16 protein-coding genes and 1 pseudogene are annotated in these 18,471 nt (G+C 38.1%); 8 read left to right on the top strand and 9 right to left on the bottom strand.

All coding sequences use genetic code 11. The annotated features are described in order from the left end of the window. Positions 1–91: 91 nt before the first annotated feature. The 4 genes from FD29_RS10755 to FD29_RS10740 form a co-directional block, all read right to left on the bottom strand. Positions 92–1,693: a glycosyl hydrolase family 65 domain-containing protein gene (locus FD29_RS10755; RefSeq protein ID WP_235804306.1), complete on the bottom strand. Its 1,602-nt coding sequence runs from the start codon at positions 1,691–1,693 to the stop codon at positions 92–94. Beyond that, the gene (locus tag FD29_RS11695; protein WP_235804305.1) at positions 1,656–2,222 is read right to left on the bottom strand and encodes a hypothetical protein; all 567 of its coding nucleotides are present in this window, start codon (positions 2,220–2,222) and stop codon (positions 1,656–1,658) included. The genes FD29_RS10755 and FD29_RS11695 overlap by 38 nt, the downstream gene beginning before the upstream one ends. 480 nt (positions 2,223–2,702) lie before the next feature. Then, positions 2,703–2,957 (bottom strand): RodZ family helix-turn-helix domain-containing protein, encoded by a 255-nt coding sequence (locus tag FD29_RS10745; protein ID WP_057888912.1) that lies wholly within the window; start codon positions 2,955–2,957, stop codon positions 2,703–2,705. A gap of 840 nt (positions 2,958–3,797) precedes the next feature. Continuing rightward, a complete protein-coding gene (locus FD29_RS10740) occupies positions 3,798–4,286 on the bottom strand; it encodes a hypothetical protein (protein ID WP_057888911.1) in 489 nt (162 codons plus the stop codon). A gap of 496 nt (positions 4,287–4,782) precedes the next feature. Between FD29_RS10740 and FD29_RS10735 the strand changes: the two genes are divergently transcribed. The 5 genes from FD29_RS10735 (at position 4,783) to FD29_RS10715 (ending at position 10,747) form a co-directional block, all read left to right on the top strand. Continuing rightward, a complete protein-coding gene (locus tag FD29_RS10735) occupies positions 4,783–5,796 on the top strand; it encodes an ABC transporter ATP-binding protein (RefSeq protein ID WP_057888910.1) in 1,014 nt (337 codons plus the stop codon). Continuing rightward, positions 5,793–6,767 (top strand): ATP-binding cassette domain-containing protein, encoded by a 975-nt coding sequence (locus FD29_RS10730; protein ID WP_057888909.1) that lies wholly within the window; start codon positions 5,793–5,795, stop codon positions 6,765–6,767. The genes FD29_RS10735 and FD29_RS10730 overlap by 4 nt, the downstream gene beginning before the upstream one ends. Beyond that, the gene (locus tag FD29_RS10725) at positions 6,767–7,726 is read left to right on the top strand and encodes an ABC transporter permease (RefSeq protein WP_057888908.1); all 960 of its coding nucleotides are present in this window, start codon (positions 6,767–6,769) and stop codon (positions 7,724–7,726) included. Before FD29_RS10730 ends, FD29_RS10725 begins: the two co-directional genes overlap by 1 nt. 14 nt (positions 7,727–7,740) lie before the next feature. Next, entirely contained in the window at positions 7,741–8,691 is a 951-nt protein-coding gene (locus FD29_RS10720) for an ABC transporter permease (protein ID WP_057888907.1), read from the top strand. A gap of 241 nt (positions 8,692–8,932) precedes the next feature. Continuing rightward, the gene (locus FD29_RS10715; RefSeq protein ID WP_057888906.1) at positions 8,933–10,747 is read left to right on the top strand and encodes an oligopeptide ABC transporter substrate-binding protein; all 1,815 of its coding nucleotides are present in this window, start codon (positions 8,933–8,935) and stop codon (positions 10,745–10,747) included. Between the two features lie 156 nt (positions 10,748–10,903). On the opposite strand, the gene FD29_RS10710 is transcribed toward FD29_RS10715, so the two are convergent. Beyond that, positions 10,904–11,455 carry an NAD(P)H-binding protein gene (locus tag FD29_RS10710; RefSeq protein ID WP_057888905.1) on the bottom strand — a complete coding sequence of 184 codons (552 nt, stop codon included), beginning with the start codon at positions 11,453–11,455 and terminating at the stop codon, positions 10,904–10,906. 311 nt (positions 11,456–11,766) lie between these two features. On the opposite strand from FD29_RS10710, the gene FD29_RS10705 reads away from it, so the two are divergent. Continuing rightward, positions 11,767–12,336, top strand: coding sequence for a sugar O-acetyltransferase (locus FD29_RS10705; protein WP_057888904.1), 570 nt, complete (start codon positions 11,767–11,769; stop codon positions 12,334–12,336). Positions 12,337–12,457: 121 nt separating this feature from the next. Here FD29_RS10705 and FD29_RS10700 read toward each other — a convergent pair whose 3' ends face one another. Together FD29_RS10700 and FD29_RS10695 are read right to left on the bottom strand one after the other, a co-directional pair. Next, entirely contained in the window at positions 12,458–13,072 is a 615-nt protein-coding gene (locus FD29_RS10700; RefSeq protein ID WP_057888903.1) for an NAD(P)H-binding protein, read from the bottom strand. Positions 13,073–13,349: 277 nt separating this feature from the next. After that, positions 13,350–14,417 (bottom strand): baeRF8 domain-containing protein, encoded by a 1,068-nt coding sequence (locus FD29_RS10695; RefSeq protein ID WP_057888902.1) that lies wholly within the window; start codon positions 14,415–14,417, stop codon positions 13,350–13,352. 156 nt (positions 14,418–14,573) lie between these two features. On the opposite strand from FD29_RS10695, the gene hemH reads away from it, so the two are divergent. Next, a complete protein-coding gene (gene hemH, locus FD29_RS10690) occupies positions 14,574–15,512 on the top strand; it encodes a ferrochelatase (RefSeq protein WP_057888901.1) in 939 nt (312 codons plus the stop codon). Further along, positions 15,512–16,834: pseudogene (locus FD29_RS10685) on the top strand (Nramp family divalent metal transporter). The gene hemH and the pseudogene FD29_RS10685 overlap by 1 nt, the downstream one beginning before the upstream one ends. A 58-nt stretch (positions 16,835–16,892) precedes the next feature. Here the strand turns inward: FD29_RS10685 and FD29_RS10680 are convergent. Next, the gene (locus FD29_RS10680; protein ID WP_057888900.1) at positions 16,893–17,738 is read right to left on the bottom strand and encodes an aldo/keto reductase; all 846 of its coding nucleotides are present in this window, start codon (positions 17,736–17,738) and stop codon (positions 16,893–16,895) included. 63 nt (positions 17,739–17,801) lie between these two features. Further along, positions 17,802–18,344 carry a GNAT family N-acetyltransferase gene (locus FD29_RS10675; protein WP_057888899.1) on the bottom strand — a complete coding sequence of 181 codons (543 nt, stop codon included), beginning with the start codon at positions 18,342–18,344 and terminating at the stop codon, positions 17,802–17,804. Between the last annotated feature and the right edge of the window lie 127 nt (positions 18,345–18,471).

Below are 18,471 nucleotides of genomic sequence, written 5' to 3'. Positions count from 1 at the left end.
ACGAGCTTGAAGACAATTTTTAAATTGGCTCCAAGTCGCCTCACCACGTTCCAGCCAATCAGCTTTTGGCCGGAAGGCGGCATATTTTACCTTACCCTTTAACTTTCTCTTCAACCGATATATCAATCTCAATCGATGAATTAGTTGGAACTTGATACTCTTGACCATTGTTGATAAATTCAACCCCTTTACCAACTGCAGAAACAACCATCTTTTCATGTGTGACAACTACTTGTAACAAGCTCTTTTGCCAATTTATCTGATATTTAAGACTATCCCAAGCAGCTGGCAAATGTGGTTCGATCCGTAACTTGCCATTCATGATTCTGATCCCGCCGAAACCTTCAACGGTCATATTCCAAATTCCACCACAGGATGCCATATGAATTCCCTGAACCGACTTGCCAATATGCTTGCCTAAGTCTGTCTCACAGGCTTTTTCATAGAAATCATACGCCGTATCGCCCATTTGTAAATCACTGGCCAAAATCGCATGCGTCGATAATGATAGCGATGAATCGTGGGTCGTCTTTGGCTCGTAGTAATTCCAACTATTGCGTCTTATCTCATCATCGAAGCGGCTTTCGAATAAATGCAGCAACAGTAAAACGTCGGCTTGTTTCGTAATTTGTAATTCGTTGATTTGGGCCAAATTATAATCTTTGAAAATATTACTGAGCTGATTATTCAATTTGTATGGCTCTAGATCAATTATTGGTTTATTCAAATATTGGTCATCTTGAGGAATGACGCCCAATTCATTTGGCTGTGGCAAATAAATCTTGGTTCCTTTTTCTACCCATTCATCGTAAATGTCATTTAGATCCAATTTTTCATTCAAAGCTTCATATATATCTGGATTATCTTCCTTCAACAAATTGACCACTTGAATAGCCTTTTGAATACACCACTGAGCCATATAATTTGTAAAAGCATTATTGTCGGCGTGTTCTTTATACTCGTCAGGTCCAATTACGTCAGTGATTTCGTAGCGATCGTAGTCTTCGTTGTATTCAAGTCGACTAGCCCAGAATTTTGCCGCGTCCAAAATAATTTCATAACCCATTTCTAGGGCAAAATCTTGATCACCTGTTGCACTCAAATATTCCATAATAGCAAAAACAATATCGCTAGTAATATGTTGTTCGATAAAGCCAGACAATATCTTCATCGGTTTGCCAGTTACAATGTCAGCTGAGCCCCACAGTGGCGTCGTTTCGCCATCGCTTGGCCAGGCTGCTTCCCAAGGAAATTGAGCCCCTTTATAATTGTTAAATTCAGCCTTTTTGTGAGCACCTTCCAGCCCCAAATAACGGTACTTCAAGAGATCACGCGCTACATTCGGCATATTGAAAATATAGTATGGCAAAATAAAAATTTCTGTATCCCAGAACGTATGTCCTTTGTAGCCTTCACCGGTCAACCCTTTGGCACCAATATTCATTCGGGCATCTCGGGGCGTATTGGCAGCTAGTTGATAACGGGCAAAATTGATAGCTACTTGTGGTTTAACATCGCCGGCTTCGATCTCAACGGTATTCTTTTGCCAAATTTCTTGATTCCAAATGCGGATCGATTTCTGCAACAATTCATCATAATTAAACAAGCAGTCCCTGCGTAAAGCACTGATCGAAGTTTGCGTCAGATCGCCTTTTTCAAGGTCTTGATCGATACTCGTATAAACGCTTTTCACCTTCAATCATGTGTTGAGTCGAACTGTTAGATTGTTGACCGTCGATCCCTGATAAAATCTGAATATTGATATTATTGTTGTCAGAAGTAATTTCAACTTTTGACACCAGCAAATGTTTATCACGCATTGAAATAAACCGCGCAAATTTAAAATTAATACATTTACCATCGATGATCCAGTCAAATTTTCTGATCAATTCGCCATTGCGCATATTCAAAGCCTTGTGGTAATTTCTTACTTTGCCATCCTTCAAACAGAATTCCTGACCGTCGACCTTTATTTCCATGTTCAAAAGATCAGGCAGATTAGGCAATTCCGTTACCTCATTAGGAAAGGCATCAAAGGTCCCTGAAACGAACATATCTCGCTTCTCATTGAGTTGATGTTCTTCAGCGGCCGCTCTGATCCCGAAATAACCGTTCCCCTGAAACATTAATGTCTCGAATTTATTAATATTGGCTTGGCTGTAATCTCTAGTACCAATGTACCAACTGTTATTTTTATTAGTATCTACGCAAAATTTCATCATTCATCATCCATTCATAAATTATTTTGCCTCAATACTGGTAATGTCACTTGTTTAAACTTGTTAACCTCAGACACATTGTATATTATTTTTTTAATAAAATAAATTGAAAGACTACTTGTGCACAAAAAAACTCCACATCGAATATTCAATGTGAAGTTTTATGTAATTTTTTATATAGAAAAAGAATTATCGCCTGTTCGTTTCCTTCTTAATTCCTAATTTTGGTCATATAAAATCTTTTAATATTACCAATATAAAAAAACAAAAATGCTTAGTCTGGAATGAAACTCCGGTAGAGGCTCAGCCGTGGAAGTCCCTTAGCTGGCGTTTTTTGCCAGGTTAGGGACAGACAAGCTTCAAAACAATTCGTAGAATTGGTTCGAAGTTGCTCTCACTGCGTTCCAGCCTCTACCGGAATTTCATGGAAGACGGGAAATATAAAATAATTCGATTTCACCCGCCTGTTCTGACATAATCTTTTTAAATTCTACTATTGTTCTCTTTGAGATTTTTCAAAATCAATTCGCTGATTTCATTCAAATCGATACCATACAAATCAGATAATACGAATAACAATTCCCCATCAATGATCTTGTTCTTATCAGTTTCAATCGCACTCAAAACTGAAGTCGATGTGGAAAAATTATAATCATTTCGTACAGTATCAACAACTTGCTGTAATGTCAGTTCTTTAAAGAATCTCTTCGTCCGTAAATATCTTCCTATTGTTGTCATACGCTAAATACAGCCTATACCTTTCATATATGATATTTTAAACCGAAACACGCAATTTCTTAAAACTTTATCGAAAAATTTGTACGTCCAGTTTACCATATTATTGTTCCTAAATTAAGGAAAAACACTTGTGCAAAGGTAAAATCAAATCATGTATAACAGAATTACTTCGACCGTCCGCCGAAAAATAATGATTAGGTTTTACCCGAAAAGAAATTTGATGATCCATAATAAATACAATATTCCCAGCAAAGCATTTTTCTATGACAGTTCTGGTTTTAAGAATAACAATAATATCTTATAGAAACCTTAAAATAGAATATTTATTACTAAATAATAATAATAAATTTACCGTGATAATACAAAAGAAAGCGCTGATTATTACCAATTTTTTAAACTATTGGCTGTTGATATGCAAATATATGTCATAGACGTGTAAAAAAGTCTCAATATTCGTATTTGAAAGCTCTTTCTGAAGTTTGGTTATTTTACACTTCCGTCTTCCATGAAATACCAGTATTCCAGACTAGCTTGATTGTATAAAAAAAGCCACCTATTTTTCTAGGTGACCCATGTATCTAAATATTTATATACAGTCGGATTTTAATTCTACTAACGAAAAACCAAAAAATAATTAGTCTGGAATGAAATCCCGGTGGATGCTCAGCCGTGGTAGAGTCTTAGCTGGCGTTTTCTGCCAGGTTAGACTCAGACAAGCTTAAAGACAATTCGCAGAATTGGCTCTAAGTTGCTCTCACAGCGTTCCAGCAATCCACCGAGATTTCATGGAAGACGGCAGTGACCAACTAAACTCAAGAAAGTATACCTTTTACTCTCGAGTTATTGATTGATATCTTGACGCAATTGATCTATCTCGCCATTATTGGAAAGCTTTTGGTATTGCTCATAAGCTTGATACCATTTTCCACTACTAATAGCATTGCGCAATCCGGTATAACTGTCATTTGTAAAAATCTCTTGGGCTGCCTTTTGTGATTGTTGCTTGGAAAGCGAAGAAGAACTCTCAATCAAATTTGCCGCTTGTTTTTGATTATTGGCTGCCGACATGATCTGTGACATCTTCTTTTTACCAATTACTGATGCAGCTCGATCGATTTTTTCATCTTTGGCCGGATCACCCGTTTTTCTGGCTTTTACTTTTTTGACTAATTCAGACTTAACGACCTTATCGCTTGCAGTGTCATTTCCAGTCACATTCCGTAAAACGTTATTTAATGGAAAGAAAAATACCACGCACAAAACCAAAACTACTAAAATAGTGACGATCGTAATGATCAATGGTTTTCTATTTTTTTTGCTATGACGCATGCTACCACCTTTTTTCTATGGACATATTACCACTCTTTAGATTCTAAAACTCGTGTTTTGATAGTATGCCTGAATTAGTGATTCGATTCAATCATCTTCACTAACTAAGTTTTTATAATATAAATTTTTTCACTTATAACAGGCAATTATCGGCTCTAATCATCCGATAATTGCCTGTTTTTGGTTTGGCTTTATCGTTGTAACGTTGCACAAATCATCACCATAAATGACAAAACGTCCTTGCCATATCAATGATAATAAACTCAAAATGCTGATTTATAACGATATTATATCTTGCCAATATCGAAATATAATACAAATTGTATATTAATTAATCTTTTTAATATTTCTTTAATCTAAAGCCTTGTAAATTAGAAAAAAAGTTAATTATAATCTAAAGCAATTATTAGATATATCAATTCAAACATCTGTGTGTATGCCACTTATAGTGGTTTTGGGAGAATAAGATATAAATTAAAAATAAGGAGGAGATTTCTTGGGGTCATCTACTCAATTTTTAAACATTAAGGACGTCAGCACCGCTTTCAAAATTAATGGTAAGTATTACGATGCGATTTCTCACATTAACTTAGAAGTACACCACGATGAAATTCTTGCAATCGTTGGAGAATCCGGATGTGGTAAAAGTACTTTGGCAACAACCATTATGGGGCTGCACGATCCAGCTGAAACAAAAATCACTGGCGAGGTCGACTTTGAAGGTACCAATCTTTTGAAACTCGATGAAGCCGGATATAACAAATTCCGTGGAGCTAAAATCGGAATGATTTTCCAAGATCCACTATCAGCTTTGAATCCATTGAAACGAATCGAAGAACAGATCAGTGAAGTTATGACTTATCATACTAATTTCACCGCTGAACAAAAACACAAGCGGGTCTTAGAATTACTTGACCAAGTTGGCATTGTCAATCCAGAACGGACTGCTCGCCAATTTCCTCACGAACTATCAGGTGGTATGAGACAACGTGTTATTATCGCGATTGCCATCGCCTGCAAGCCTGATTTGATCATCGCCGACGAACCAACGACTGCTTTGGACGTTACTATTCAAGCCCAAATTCTCGATGTTCTCCGCGATATTCAAAAAGAAAATCACGCTGGTATCATTTTGATCACCCACGATTTAGGGGTCGTTGCTGAAACGGCTGACCGAGTTGCAGTTATGTACGCTGGCCAAATCGTTGAAGAAGGAACTGCTGAACAAATTTTCAACACTCCTAAACATCCCTACACTCGTTCATTATTGAGATCAATGCCACAACGTGACAACGAAAACGACGATTTATACGTTATTCAAGGAAATATTCCATCATTACAAAGAATGCCTCATGACGGTGACCGTTTTGCTCCTAGAATCCCTTGGGTTAAGGATTCTGAACACGAAGCTGAACCAACCATGCACGACATTGGCGACAACCACAAAGTTCGTTGTACTTGCTACAAGAATTTTGAATTCCCAGATGAGACAGGGAGTGTGAAATTATGAGTTTAGTTGAAATCAAAGATTTAAAAGTCCACTACCCTATCCGTTCCGGTTTTTGGAATCGAGTTACTGATTCAGTCAAAGCCGTTGACGGCATCAGTTTCAATATTGAAGCTGGTGAAACTTACGGACTCGTTGGTGAATCTGGTTCTGGTAAATCTACTACTGGTAAATCAGTCGTTGGTTTGGAAAAAGTAACTAGCAGTTCGATCATGTATAAAGGTAAAGATATTACCAAGAAAGCTAACCGCAAGAGTCTCGATTATAATCACGACGTGCAAATGATCTTCCAAGATTCACTTTCTAGTTTGAATCCTAGAAAACGAATCGAAGACATCATTGCTGAACCACTCCGTAACTTCGAAAATCTCAGTAAGGATGAAGAAAAATTAAGAGTTCTACAATTGCTTGATATCGTCGGACTTGATGCGGATGCACTTTACAAATACCCTCACCAATTCTCTGGTGGTCAAAGACAACGTATCGGTGTTGCCAGAGCCGTTGCTACTAATCCTAAATTGATCATCGCCGATGAACCGGTTTCTGCTTTGGACCTTTCCGTTCAAGCTCAAGTTTTGAACTTCATGAAGAAAATCCAACGTGAATTTGGTATCTCTTACCTCTTCATTTCTCACGATCTCGGTGTTGTCAGACATATGTGTAACAACATCGCCATCATGAACCGTGGCCGTTTAGTTGAAATTGGTACCCGTGATGATATTTACAACCATCCCCTACACATTTACACCAAACGTCTTTTAGCTGCGATTCCTGAAACTAACGTCAATGATCGTGCAAAACACCGAGCTAACCGTTTGGCCGTCGAAGAAGTTTATCGTGAACAACAAGATAAATACTACGATGACGAAGGCAAAGCTTATCCATTAGTTCAAATTTCACCAACTCATTCAGTCGCTTTACCTGAAGATGTTGCTAAAGAACTTATTCTTAAAGAAGGAGAGGTGCAAGCATAATGTGGAAAACAATTCTCCGTCGTGTTCTAATCATGATTCCTGAAATTATTATTCTTAGTATTTTAGTTTTCCTATTGGCTAAGGCTATGCCTGGTGATCCTTTCACCGGTTCCATTAATCCTAAAGCCGATCCTGCTCAACTGCACCACTTGATGAAAATCAACGGTCTGTATGATCCTTGGTATCAACAATATTGGAACTGGGTCGTCCACTTATTCCACGGTAATCTTGGTAACAGTTATCAATACCAAGAACCAGTTACTCGTCTGATCAGTAGTCGTGCTGTCAATACACTTTGGTTAGCTTTATTCACTACTATTTTGACTTACTGCTTTGCTTTACCAATGGGTCTGTACGCTGCTAAACACGAAGGTAAATTACCTGATTCAATCATCCGTGTTTACACTTACGTAACTTACTGTATTCCTTTCTTCGTTATCTTAGTTATCGGCGTTTGGATCTTTGGTTACGTACTTGGTTGGTTCCCTACGACCGGTTCAATTTCATCTACCGCTAATCCGGGGATTCAATCGATTGGTTCACGTTTCTACCACATCTTGTTACCTGGTGTGTTGGGTGCTTTGTTCGGAACCGTCAACGTTGTTCAATACCTTCGTTCAGAAGTTATCGATGCTAAACGTTCTGATTACGTTAGAACCGCTCGTTCCAAAGGTGTTCCTGAAAAGGATATTTACAAACACCACATCTTCAGAAATTCACTTCTACCAATCGCTGCTTTTGCCGGATACTCAATCACTGGTTTGTTGAACGGTTCTCTATTTACTGAAACAGTCTTCTCTTACCCAGGTATGGGACTATTGTTCATCAATTCGATCAGTTACCGTGATTACACAGTTATCACCGCATTAGTTTTGATCTATGGAATCTTAAATCTATTAGGAACTCTACTTTCCGATATTATCTTGAGTATCGTCGATCCTAGAATTCGAATTGAATAAGGAGGTCGTTAGTTATGGAAGAAAATTTAAATAAACACTCAAATATCTCTGCGGCCGACTTGGATCGACTTACAAAAGAGGCCAATGAAGAAGCTACTCCATCTTCTGCCAAAATTATCTGGAATGAATTTAAAGCCGATAAGCCAGCGATGGCTGCTTTGATCATCATCATTGCCTTTATCATCTTCGTTATGATTGCTTCACTCTTTATTGATACACCTAAGATGATGGAAACAAACATTCTCAATTACAATGCCGCTCCTGGCTCCAATGGTTTTCTACTCGGAGCTGATACGGGTGGTCGTTCAGTCGGTCAACAGTTGATCGTCGGCGCTCGTAACTCAATTGGAATCGCCATTGGTTTGACAATTATTTCTTCAACTTTTGGTATCTGCTGGGGGCTTATTTCCGGTTACTTCAACGGTTATATCGACTGGGGTATGCAACGTGTCTATGACTTCATGATGATGTTGCCTATGACCATGATGATCATCGTTTTAGTTACTATCATCAAAAACTACAATGCCGTTACTTTGACGCTTATCTTCTCGATCTTTTATTGGGAAGGTACATCCCGATTGATTCGTTCACGGACCCTTTCAGAATCTGAAAAAGATTATGTAGCCGCTTCGAAAACATCTGGTACTGGTAGTTTTAAAATTATTTTCCACGAAATCATGCCTAACATTTCATCATTGATCATCGTTGATACAACTTTATCTTTCGCTGAAAATATCGGTGTTGAAACTGGTCTTTCTTACTTGGGATTTGGTCTTCCCCTTCAAACACCATCACTTGGTACTTTGATTGCTAACGCCAATGATCCTAACAACATCACTCAATACTGGTGGACATGGTTGCCAGCCGCACTCTTGATCATCGTTTTATGTCTATCGATCAGTTATGTCGGACAAGTCGTTCGTCGGGCTGCCGATGCTTCTCAACGTCATGGTGCTGCTGATTAAGTTTATTTTTGGAATTATTTATTAATGAATTAAAAATGAGTCGTGGGCAACAGATTCTCACAGTTAGGCAAATACTCAGAATCTAACCGTTGTTCTCCACTCTCTAACTTGAAAGAAGTGATGCCTCCATCATTACAAAAGCATCTTTAGTTCTTTTCTTTATTACATTTAGCCAACTCGTCACTTAAACGGGGATTGGTTCTTAGTTTTTAGGGTACTAAATATTTAAGGGGGAAATACAATGGTTAAAACAAAAAACAAACTTGTGGTTGCTGCAGTTACACTTTTAGCTACAATCACACTTGCCGGTTGTTCTAACAGCAATAACAATGCTTCATCTTCAGACACTGAAGTTAAGCTACCTATCGCCTATAAGAACACCGCTGCAACTAATAAAAATGCTACTAAGAATGGTACATTGAAGTTGGCATTGGTCAACAATGCCCCATTCCAAGGTATTACTGATCCAGTTCTTGCTTCTAACGCTGCTGATCAACAAGCTTTCGCTCCTGATGGTTTGAACACATTGTTCAACGTTGACAAGAACTACAAGATCATCGATGGTGGTCTTGCTGATCAAAAACTAGATCGTTCTGCTAAGACAGCAACTATTACCGTTCGTAAGAACGCTAAGTGGTCAAACGGATCACCTGTTACTGCTAAGGATGTTGAGTACGCCTATGAAGTTCTTGGTAACAAGAAGTCAACTTCACAACAATACTCATCTGACTTTGAAAATATCGAAGGTATGGCTGAATATCACAAGGGAACAGCCGATACAATTTCTGGTATCACAATGCCTGATGGTGAAAATGGTAAAGTTGTCGTTATTCACTTCAAGTCAATGTCTCCAAGTATGAAGTACTCAGGTAACTCATTCATCTGGGGAGCTGTAGAACCTTACGAATACATCAAAGATGTTCCTATCGCTAAACTTGCTTCTTCAGCTCAAATCCGTAAGAACCCTATCTTTACTGGCCCTTACAAGTTAGATAAAGTTGTTGAAGGTGAATCAACATCATGGTCACCAAACAAGTACTACTACGGTAAGAAAGCCCAAATCGGCCACATTACTATCAATACTGTTTCAATGAACAATATCAATAAAGCTCTTCAATCAAAGAAATACGATTCAGTTGTTCCTAGTGCTGCTGGTCAATTAGGTGGTACTAATTACAAGAGCCTTAAGAACAACAAGGGTTACACAAATGTTGGTCAAGCTGCTTTAAGTTACAGTTACTTTGCTTTTAACTTAGGTCACTATGATACTAAGACTGGCAAGAACGTTGAAGATTCAAACAAGAAGATGGCTAACAAGAGTCTTCGTCAAGCTATGATGTATGCTCTAAACGTTGACCAAGTTTCTAAGAAATTCGGTAACGGTGTCAAATGGCGTGCTAATACTTTGATTCCACCAGTATTCTCACAATACTATGACAAGTCTGCTAAAGGTTATCCTCTAAACATCAAGAAAGCTAACAAGTTACTTGATGAAGCTGGATACAAGAAACGTAATGGCAGCAAGTGGCGTTCAGATCCAAAGGGCAAACCACTTACAATTCACTTCGGTGCTATGACAAGTAGTGCTACTACTGAAGCAACATATCAAGATTATCTACAACAATGGCACAAGATTGGTTTGAATGTTAAGTACACTAACGGTAAACCAATGGAAATGAACAGTTTCTACGATGTTCTTCAAAAACCTAACCAAAATCAAATGGATATCTGGCTAGGTGCATGGTCACTATCATCAGAACCTTCACAATCACAACTTTATGGTGATACTGCTCCATTTAACATGGGTCACTTTGCTACTGCTAAGAATACTGAATTGATCAACAAGATGAACGATTCAACAGCTTGGAACGAAAAGACACGTATCAAGACATTCAAAGAATGGCAAGAATACATGAACGAACAAGCCGGTGTCGTTGGTGAGCAATTCAACTACGCATGGCAACCAGTTAACAACCGTGTTAAAGGATTCAGCCTTAGCCCAGCTAATAACGAATTGTACAGTAACCTTACATTGACTTCTTCCAAGTTGAAGTAGTCAATGGTACCTCATTCATTATCTTTCAACTGTTCTCCCATATTACACACACATAAAAAACAGTTAAATGATTTTGAATTATAAAACCTCAAAAAAGCCGCAGATCTTGGATAATTCCCAATCCAAGACCTCGGCTTTTTGATTTGGCTAAAATTATTAAACGGTCTGCTCCACGTTGACATTTTGATTGAACAGATTAGCTGGATCATCAACAATATCTAAGATGATCTGCGCCACCGCTTTTCTAGATACAGCTGAACTATTGGTCTGTTCGGTAGTCACTCGATAGTCAACGCTTGCTTTATCATTCAAAGAGGCCACTCGCAAAATCGTATAGTCGATACCTGCCCTCTGATAAAGCTTTACTAAACTTTGATCAACCTGCCACTGCTCGTTGACGATAGAAATGAGCCTAGAAACGCTGTTTTCTTCCATCGCTTGAATTATATTAGTCGCTACTTTCAAATCCTTAGAAGACCCGGTAGTGTCGATAACGATATCTTGGTTCTCAACCGCATCCCGCAGTGAAGCTACATCATTCGTATCTCCTTCGATAATGCTTGACTGTTCGCTCAACAGATCCATAGCACGGCTCTTATTACGAAGCAGCAACGTCAATCTTTCATCGGCAAAAGCTTTGTCAGTTAAAATCTGTTCCTCAACTAATCTAGCAACGGCACCGTTGGCACCCAAAATCAATATATTCATCAACGTAGCCTCCTGACGATTTCTTAATTAATAATTAATAGGAAATTCTACCTTGATAATATCAGTCTTGGTCAAATTTTGAACCTTTTCAACACAATTTTCTTTTTCAAGTTTGGTTGTCCACTGCCGGAATTTCATTCCAAACTAAACGGTTTTTATTTGTTTTACATTAGTATTAAAATTTTAGATCAAATGGTTCGATAGTTTATTTAACCAAAATTGAAAAAGAAGCATAATGTACAAAAAAGCAAGAGTTTTCCAGTTGTGCTATGCTTAATACATCGTCAAATTTGAGGAGAGATTAAATATTTATGAATATTGAGAATGATTCATCGTATCAGAAAATGATTAACGGAGAACTATATCTAGAATCAAAGGACTTGGCTGCACTTCGTGATGACGTTCGTGACAAGTTGATGGAATACAATCGCATTTCCAACAACGACGAACGCAACACAAAAATCAAAAGCTTAATGAAATCTGTCGGCAACAGATTCTTCGTTGAACCAACGATTTACTTCAGCTATGGTGTCAACATCACTATCGGTGACCACTTCTATGCTAACCACGATGTAATGCTTTGTGACGAAGGTAAAATCACAATTGGTAATGATGTTAAGTTCGGACCTAAAGTTGGTCTCTATACTCCACAGCATCCCCTAGACCCATCAATTCGTCGAACTGAGGCTGAAACTGTTGCCCCAATCACTATCGGTAACGATGTCTGGGTCGGTGGCGGTGCTTCGATCCTTCCTGGTGTTACCTTAGGCAACAATGTCGTTGTCGGTGCCGGATCAGTTGTTACTCACTCATTCCCTGACAATGTGATCGTTGTTGGTAACCCTGCTAAAGTACTTCGTAAAAACGAACCTAAAGCTTAATTTAAAACAGTACTAAAAAATGGGTCATCCAACTGATTTTTGGATGACCCATTAGTGTATCTAAATAATTTTATGTAGCCAAACTTGAAAAATAGCTCAAACTATAAGTTACCGGTATTATTTATTTGGCTTTACGACTAATTGCTAAATTGTCGCATTTACCCATTTTGTCATTGTGGGCTAGACGAACGATAAGATCAGCTACACTGTAACGTGAAACATCGTTTTCTACATATGGAGCTCCGTTATGAACAACTTCATAATTATCAACATCTTTTCCATCGTCTAACCAACTAGGACGAATAATCGTGTAATTCAAATCTGATTTTTCAATTACATGAATAACTTCTTGATAAGGTTTCAAAATGGAAGCCTCCGTCAAATTGCCTGAAGCCCCTGCTGTAACTGGAATCTCGTTGCAAACTCCCATTGATGTTAAGAACAATAGACGTTTGACGCCTTCTTTGTCCATCGCATCAACGATTTTTTGAATCAAACGCTCTTCGTTGCTATCAAGTGATACCAATACCACATTAACGCCCTTCATCGCGTCGTCCAAAATTTGCTCATCAATAATGTCTCCTTGAAATACACGCTCACGACTCTCATCAATTGGTGATAAAAGTCCAGTATAACGTGCCATCAAAGTAATATTATCATAAGTTTTGTTTAGGAAATATTTGGTAGCAAGTTGCCCCATCGAACTAGTTGCACCAATAATTAATACATTTGCCATTTTCTCTACCTCCGATTATTTTTTACTTCTCCGTACAACTCTATCCTACATCTTTTGAGTAGCTGATATTAGGATATTGAATTGACAATCAGACAATCTAGTTAATTTCTGATTGAGCCGTCATATTATAAACACAGAATCACCATTTCTAGCTACATTTTGGGGACGATATTTCAATTTTTTTCACATCAATATCTCTGGACAGCAAAAAACCATCGCTTCACATCCTCTATGAAACGATGGCTTTTTTTAGGGGGATAAATTTCGAATCAAAATCTTAGTACAAGATTGCATTCATACTAGGATAACTCGTGTCGCCCGGCGTATAAACTACCCGACAACTGATTTTATTGATCAAGGATTTTATCAGCAATATATTATGCTCCACTGAATACGAACTACCGTCATTGAACGATACTAATGATTTAACATCCCGATTGTTTAAAGCAAAATCAATAATATTCAAGTCGTTGATCACGCGATTTTGTTCCTTAGCTGAATTTACTGAGTGTTTAATTTTTTCTATATCGGCATTTCTTTCGAAGGCAAAGTATTCTTGAATTCGGTCGGATAATTGGTTGTGTGTGAGGTTTAAAATAGATCCGTGCATAATTCCAGCGATGTATTTATCGTTATCATATGAATTTAAGTAGACGTCAAGTGCTTCGGGTAAGCCTGCCAAAATAAACGTGTACCCAATCCCCTGGTGCAGTTCCATTAACTTTTTGTCTAAATATTGATAATAGATCATTTGGTCTTTTTGTTGCTCTTCGGACTTGGTGCGGTGACCGTGATATGTCGCTGTCATACCACCATATGATCCCGAATTTAGGTTGGAATTTGCGTCAAAATCTGAATAGTAATCGGAGAATTTATCATGAATTCCAGCTAATTCAACTTCCTGCATTGTATCAACATCAAAAATATTGATACGATCACGACTAATATTGATCAAATAATCTGGTCGGTCCATCTGTTCTTCAGGTAACAACAAGTCTTGAACTAAGAACGTATTCCCGACATGTTCTTTAGCTAATACTGTGTGACTCATTTTACAAATTTCCATGGCTTCACTATTGGCAAAAATCAACAAAGCCTTATTGGAATTATTGTTCCATAAATTGCGGTCTAATGTTAACGCCTCTAGTCTATCAACCATTGTCATCCACTCCCGACGTGGATAATTGTAAGTTAGATCTTTCTTGACATCTTTGAGAAGATTCTTATAAGTCAGCAGATTACTCTCTGCTTGCGGAGTTTCCGGATGAATCGGCAAGATGATGCTGATTTTTGGTTCAATATCGGACGTTAAAAGGTTCATTAAGTTATCGTTTTGTCTGTTCATAGTTCATCTCCTTAACTAAAATCTTATGGTTATCATTAGTATATTTATATATTATCATGTTATATGTTTATGTGTCTACTAATAACTATATATAAAAAACCTGTTAACTTCCGATTATGATATTATGAAATCAAATACCTTTAGGGGGTAAAGCACATGCAACAGGGATTACTATTAGTCAATTTAGGATCACCAGCTTCACCAAGGACTAGTGATGTCAAAAAATATCTTAAAGAATTTCTCAGTGATCAAAATGTAATTGAAATGCCCAAAGTACTTTGGCAACCCATTTTACGCGGCATCATTTTGCCAACACGTTCATGGCGCTCCGCTACTTTCTATCAGCACGCTTGGTTACGTGGCGGATTGCCGCTGATTGTCTATACGCAAATGATCACCAATCAAGTACAAAAACTTCTTCCCGATTGGAACGTCAAGATGGCGATGACTTACGGACAACCGGACATTGTCGAAACTTTACAACAAATGCAAAAAGATGGCTGTTCAAACGTTATTTTATTGCCCCTTTTCCCTCAATACACCAAGAGCAGTACGCAATCAATTCTCGATCAAGCAAATCCAGCTAAGGTTCCGCTCACGATCATCGATCGTTTTTACCAAGAACCCACTTATCAAAAAATTCTAGCTGCCCAGATTCAAAAAGTTTGGGATCAAGGTAAATATGACGAACTATTTTTCAGTTATCACAGTATTCCTACTGCTATGGTCAAACATGGTGATCCCTACCAAGATGAATGTGAAGCTACAACAGCCACGGTTTCAGAATTATTAACCATTCCGAATGATAAGATCAAAACGGTTTACCAATCTAAATTTGGTCCCATGCCTTGGCTCAAGCCTTACCTCAAAAATGCTTTGATGCAAGCAGTCGAATTAGGCCATCGAAATATCTTAATTGCGACACCATCATTTGTGGCTGACTGCTTAGAGACACTTGAAGAAGATTATGTTCAAAATTATCAAACCTTTAAAACCAGTGGTGGCGACAAATTTGAATTAGTTCCTCCAATGAATGACGACCCTCGTTTCAGTCAATTCATCGCTGATTTGGCAACTAGAAATCAGGTCAAATAATGGCAGAAACTAAAAAAAGTCTTGATGAGATCAATGAAAGCGTCACGGTCCCCAGTGTCTACGAAACTTCATTTTTACAAAAATTCTTAGCTTACAGTGGTCCCGGTGCTTTAGTAGCCGTCGGCTACATGGATCCAGGAAATTGGCTGACCTCTCTATCTGGTGGCAGTCAATTTCGCTATGAACTACTGTCAGTCCTTCTATTATCAATTTTAGTAGCCATGTTCATGCAATCTCTCTCAATCAAATTGGGCGTCGTGGCCAGACTGGATCTAGCTCAAGCAATCGCAACTAAAGTTCCTCGTTCAGTCCGCTATTTTCTCTGGTTTTTGAACGAAATAGCAATGATGGCAACCGATCTGACTGGAGTTATCGGTACTGCTATTGCTTTAAGATTATTGTTCGGATTACCTTTAATTTACGGAATACTTTTAACTATTTTAGACGTTTTAATCGTTTTGTTATTTTTGAGATTCGGTATCAGAAGAATTGAATTCATTGTTTTATCAGCAATTTTAATTGTCGGTATTATCTTTGGAATTGAAGTTTTTCGCGCACACCCGCCAGTCGCTACAATCTTTGAAGGACTAGTTCCAACAGGTTCACTTTTTCAAAACCATGAGAAATTAGTCCTGAGCTTGGGGATTATGGGTGCAACGATCATGCCTCACAATATTTACCTTCATTCTTCACTGGCGCAAAGCAGACGCTACGATCACAATAATCCCGCCCAAGTCAACGAAGCCTTGCGCTTTGCAAATTGGGACTCCAACGTTCATCTAGTTGCCGCCTTTATCATCAATGCTTTGCTACTAATCTTAGGAGGAACTTTATTCTTCCATGCCACTAATCAACTGGCCAGCTTACAAGACGTCTTCAACGGCTAAAAAAACAGTGCTATCGTTGGAAACTTAGCTAATCCGTTGATGAGTTGGCTATTTGCTTTTGCGCTGCTGATAACTGGTATGATTTCTTCGATCACTAGCACCTTATCTGGACAAATTGTCATGGAAGGTTATTTAAATATTCGCTTACCGCTTTGGCAAAGACGGCTGCTAACTCGGTTCGTCACGCTAATTCCAATCCTAATTATCGGGTTCTTAGTTGGTTTCAACGAATCAGACTTCGAAGATATGATCCTCTATGCGCAAATTGTTTTGAGCATCGCTTTACCGTTCACTTTATTCCCAATGATTCTCTTAACAGCGAACAAAAAACTAATGGGCGCACACGTAAATAATAAATTAACCACCACAGTTGGTATTATCTTAGCTAGCGTCATCACGCTCTTAAATTTACAATTACTCATTTCAACTATATAGAATAGAAAAAAGCAGTCGGAAAATTTTAATAATTTTCTGACTGCTTTTTTATTGATTCCTAACCTTGAGTAGGATTGTGGAAATGTGATGGAGCCGTATCAGACATAGCGTTCAAAGTCTTCATATCATCGTCACTAATGACAAAATCTAACTTAGTATTAGCGACAATGTGTTCTTTATGAACTGCCTTTGGCAATGGCAATACATCATTTTGAATAACGAACTTAATAGCCAATTGCGGTACGCTGACATTGTACTTTTCAGCAATCTTCAACACATCTTGGTTGTGGATCAAGCCACCCGTAGCGAGTGGTGAATAAGCTTCAACCAAAATATCATTCTTTTTAGCAAATTCAGTGATCTTAGGTTCCGTAAAACCAATATAGTATTGAATTTGATCAACCATTGGTTTGACGGTCGCTGTCTTCATTACGTTTTCAAGGTCGTGAACGTTAAAGTTTGAAACCCCGATTGCTTTAACACGTCCAGATTTATAAATTTCTTCCATAGCGCGCCATACATCAATATTACCTTGATCGTAGTTAGCACCGATTTCACCCCATGGCCATGGAGCGTGAACTAGATAAAGATCCAAGTAATCCAAATCGAGATTCTTCATTGTTGTTTCAAAGTCTTGCAAGGCACCATCGTAAGTCTTTGTTTCAGCGGGCAACTTTGAAGTTACGAACAAATCTTCACGTTTAACGCCAGAATCCTTAATACCTTGTCCAACCTCAGTTTCATTTCCGTAAACCAACGCTGTATCAATATGTCTGTAGCCAGTTTCGATAGCATCCTTAACTGCTTGTCTAGCCTTGCTTGCAGGAATTTGCCAAGTTCCAAAAGCAACTTGCGGAATCTTAACGCCATTGTAAATATTAAATGTATCTGTTAATTTCGTCATAAAAAAGCTCCCTTCATTACAAGGAAAATAATACCCCTTAAAGCGAACTCTAAGTCAAACATTTTAACTCAGCTTATCGAATGGAATTACCGTCGTCATTTTATCCGTACGCGGATTCAAAGTCTTTTGTAACCAAGTCACATCCAACCAACGATTGAATTTATAACCAACTTTTTCAAAAGTTCCGACCTTTTTATAGCCGAATTTTTCATGGAACCTGATACTATTCTCATTTTCTTCGGTAACGCAAGCCATCAAATTGACGACGCCTTGCTGCTTTAAAATTGCCTCTAAATGTTGATATAGTTCAGTTCCTAATCCGTGTGCTTTATGATTACGATCAACGTATATACTAGCTTCAACCGTCCACGCGTATGCCGCACGTGGTCCATACAAGTGCGCATAGGCGTAACCAAGAATTTTGTCATTATCGTCAACCGCAACGAGATATGGGAAAGTTTTTGAAATATCTCTGATTCGTTGTTTGAAGTTTTCAATCGTCGGAATCACATCTTCAAACGTAATTGTTGTTTCCATAATATAAGGTGCGTAAATATCAATTAATGCTTGCGCATCATCTTCAGTAGCTTGTCTGAATTTAGTCATGCGATAGCCTTCCCATTCAAAAGATTTAATAACTAAATATTATAGTCTTTTTGGCATAAAAAAGAGCACAAAAAAAGGAATCGATCTCTCGATTCCTTTGCGCTTGCGTAGCGACTATCTATCCTCG

This window comes from Companilactobacillus mindensis DSM 14500 (assembly GCF_001434275.1).
GTDB lineage: Bacteria > Bacillota > Bacilli > Lactobacillales > Lactobacillaceae > Companilactobacillus > Companilactobacillus mindensis.
The sequence above is the reverse complement of the archived record's forward strand: the minus strand, read 5'-3'. Positions and strand labels throughout refer to the sequence as shown.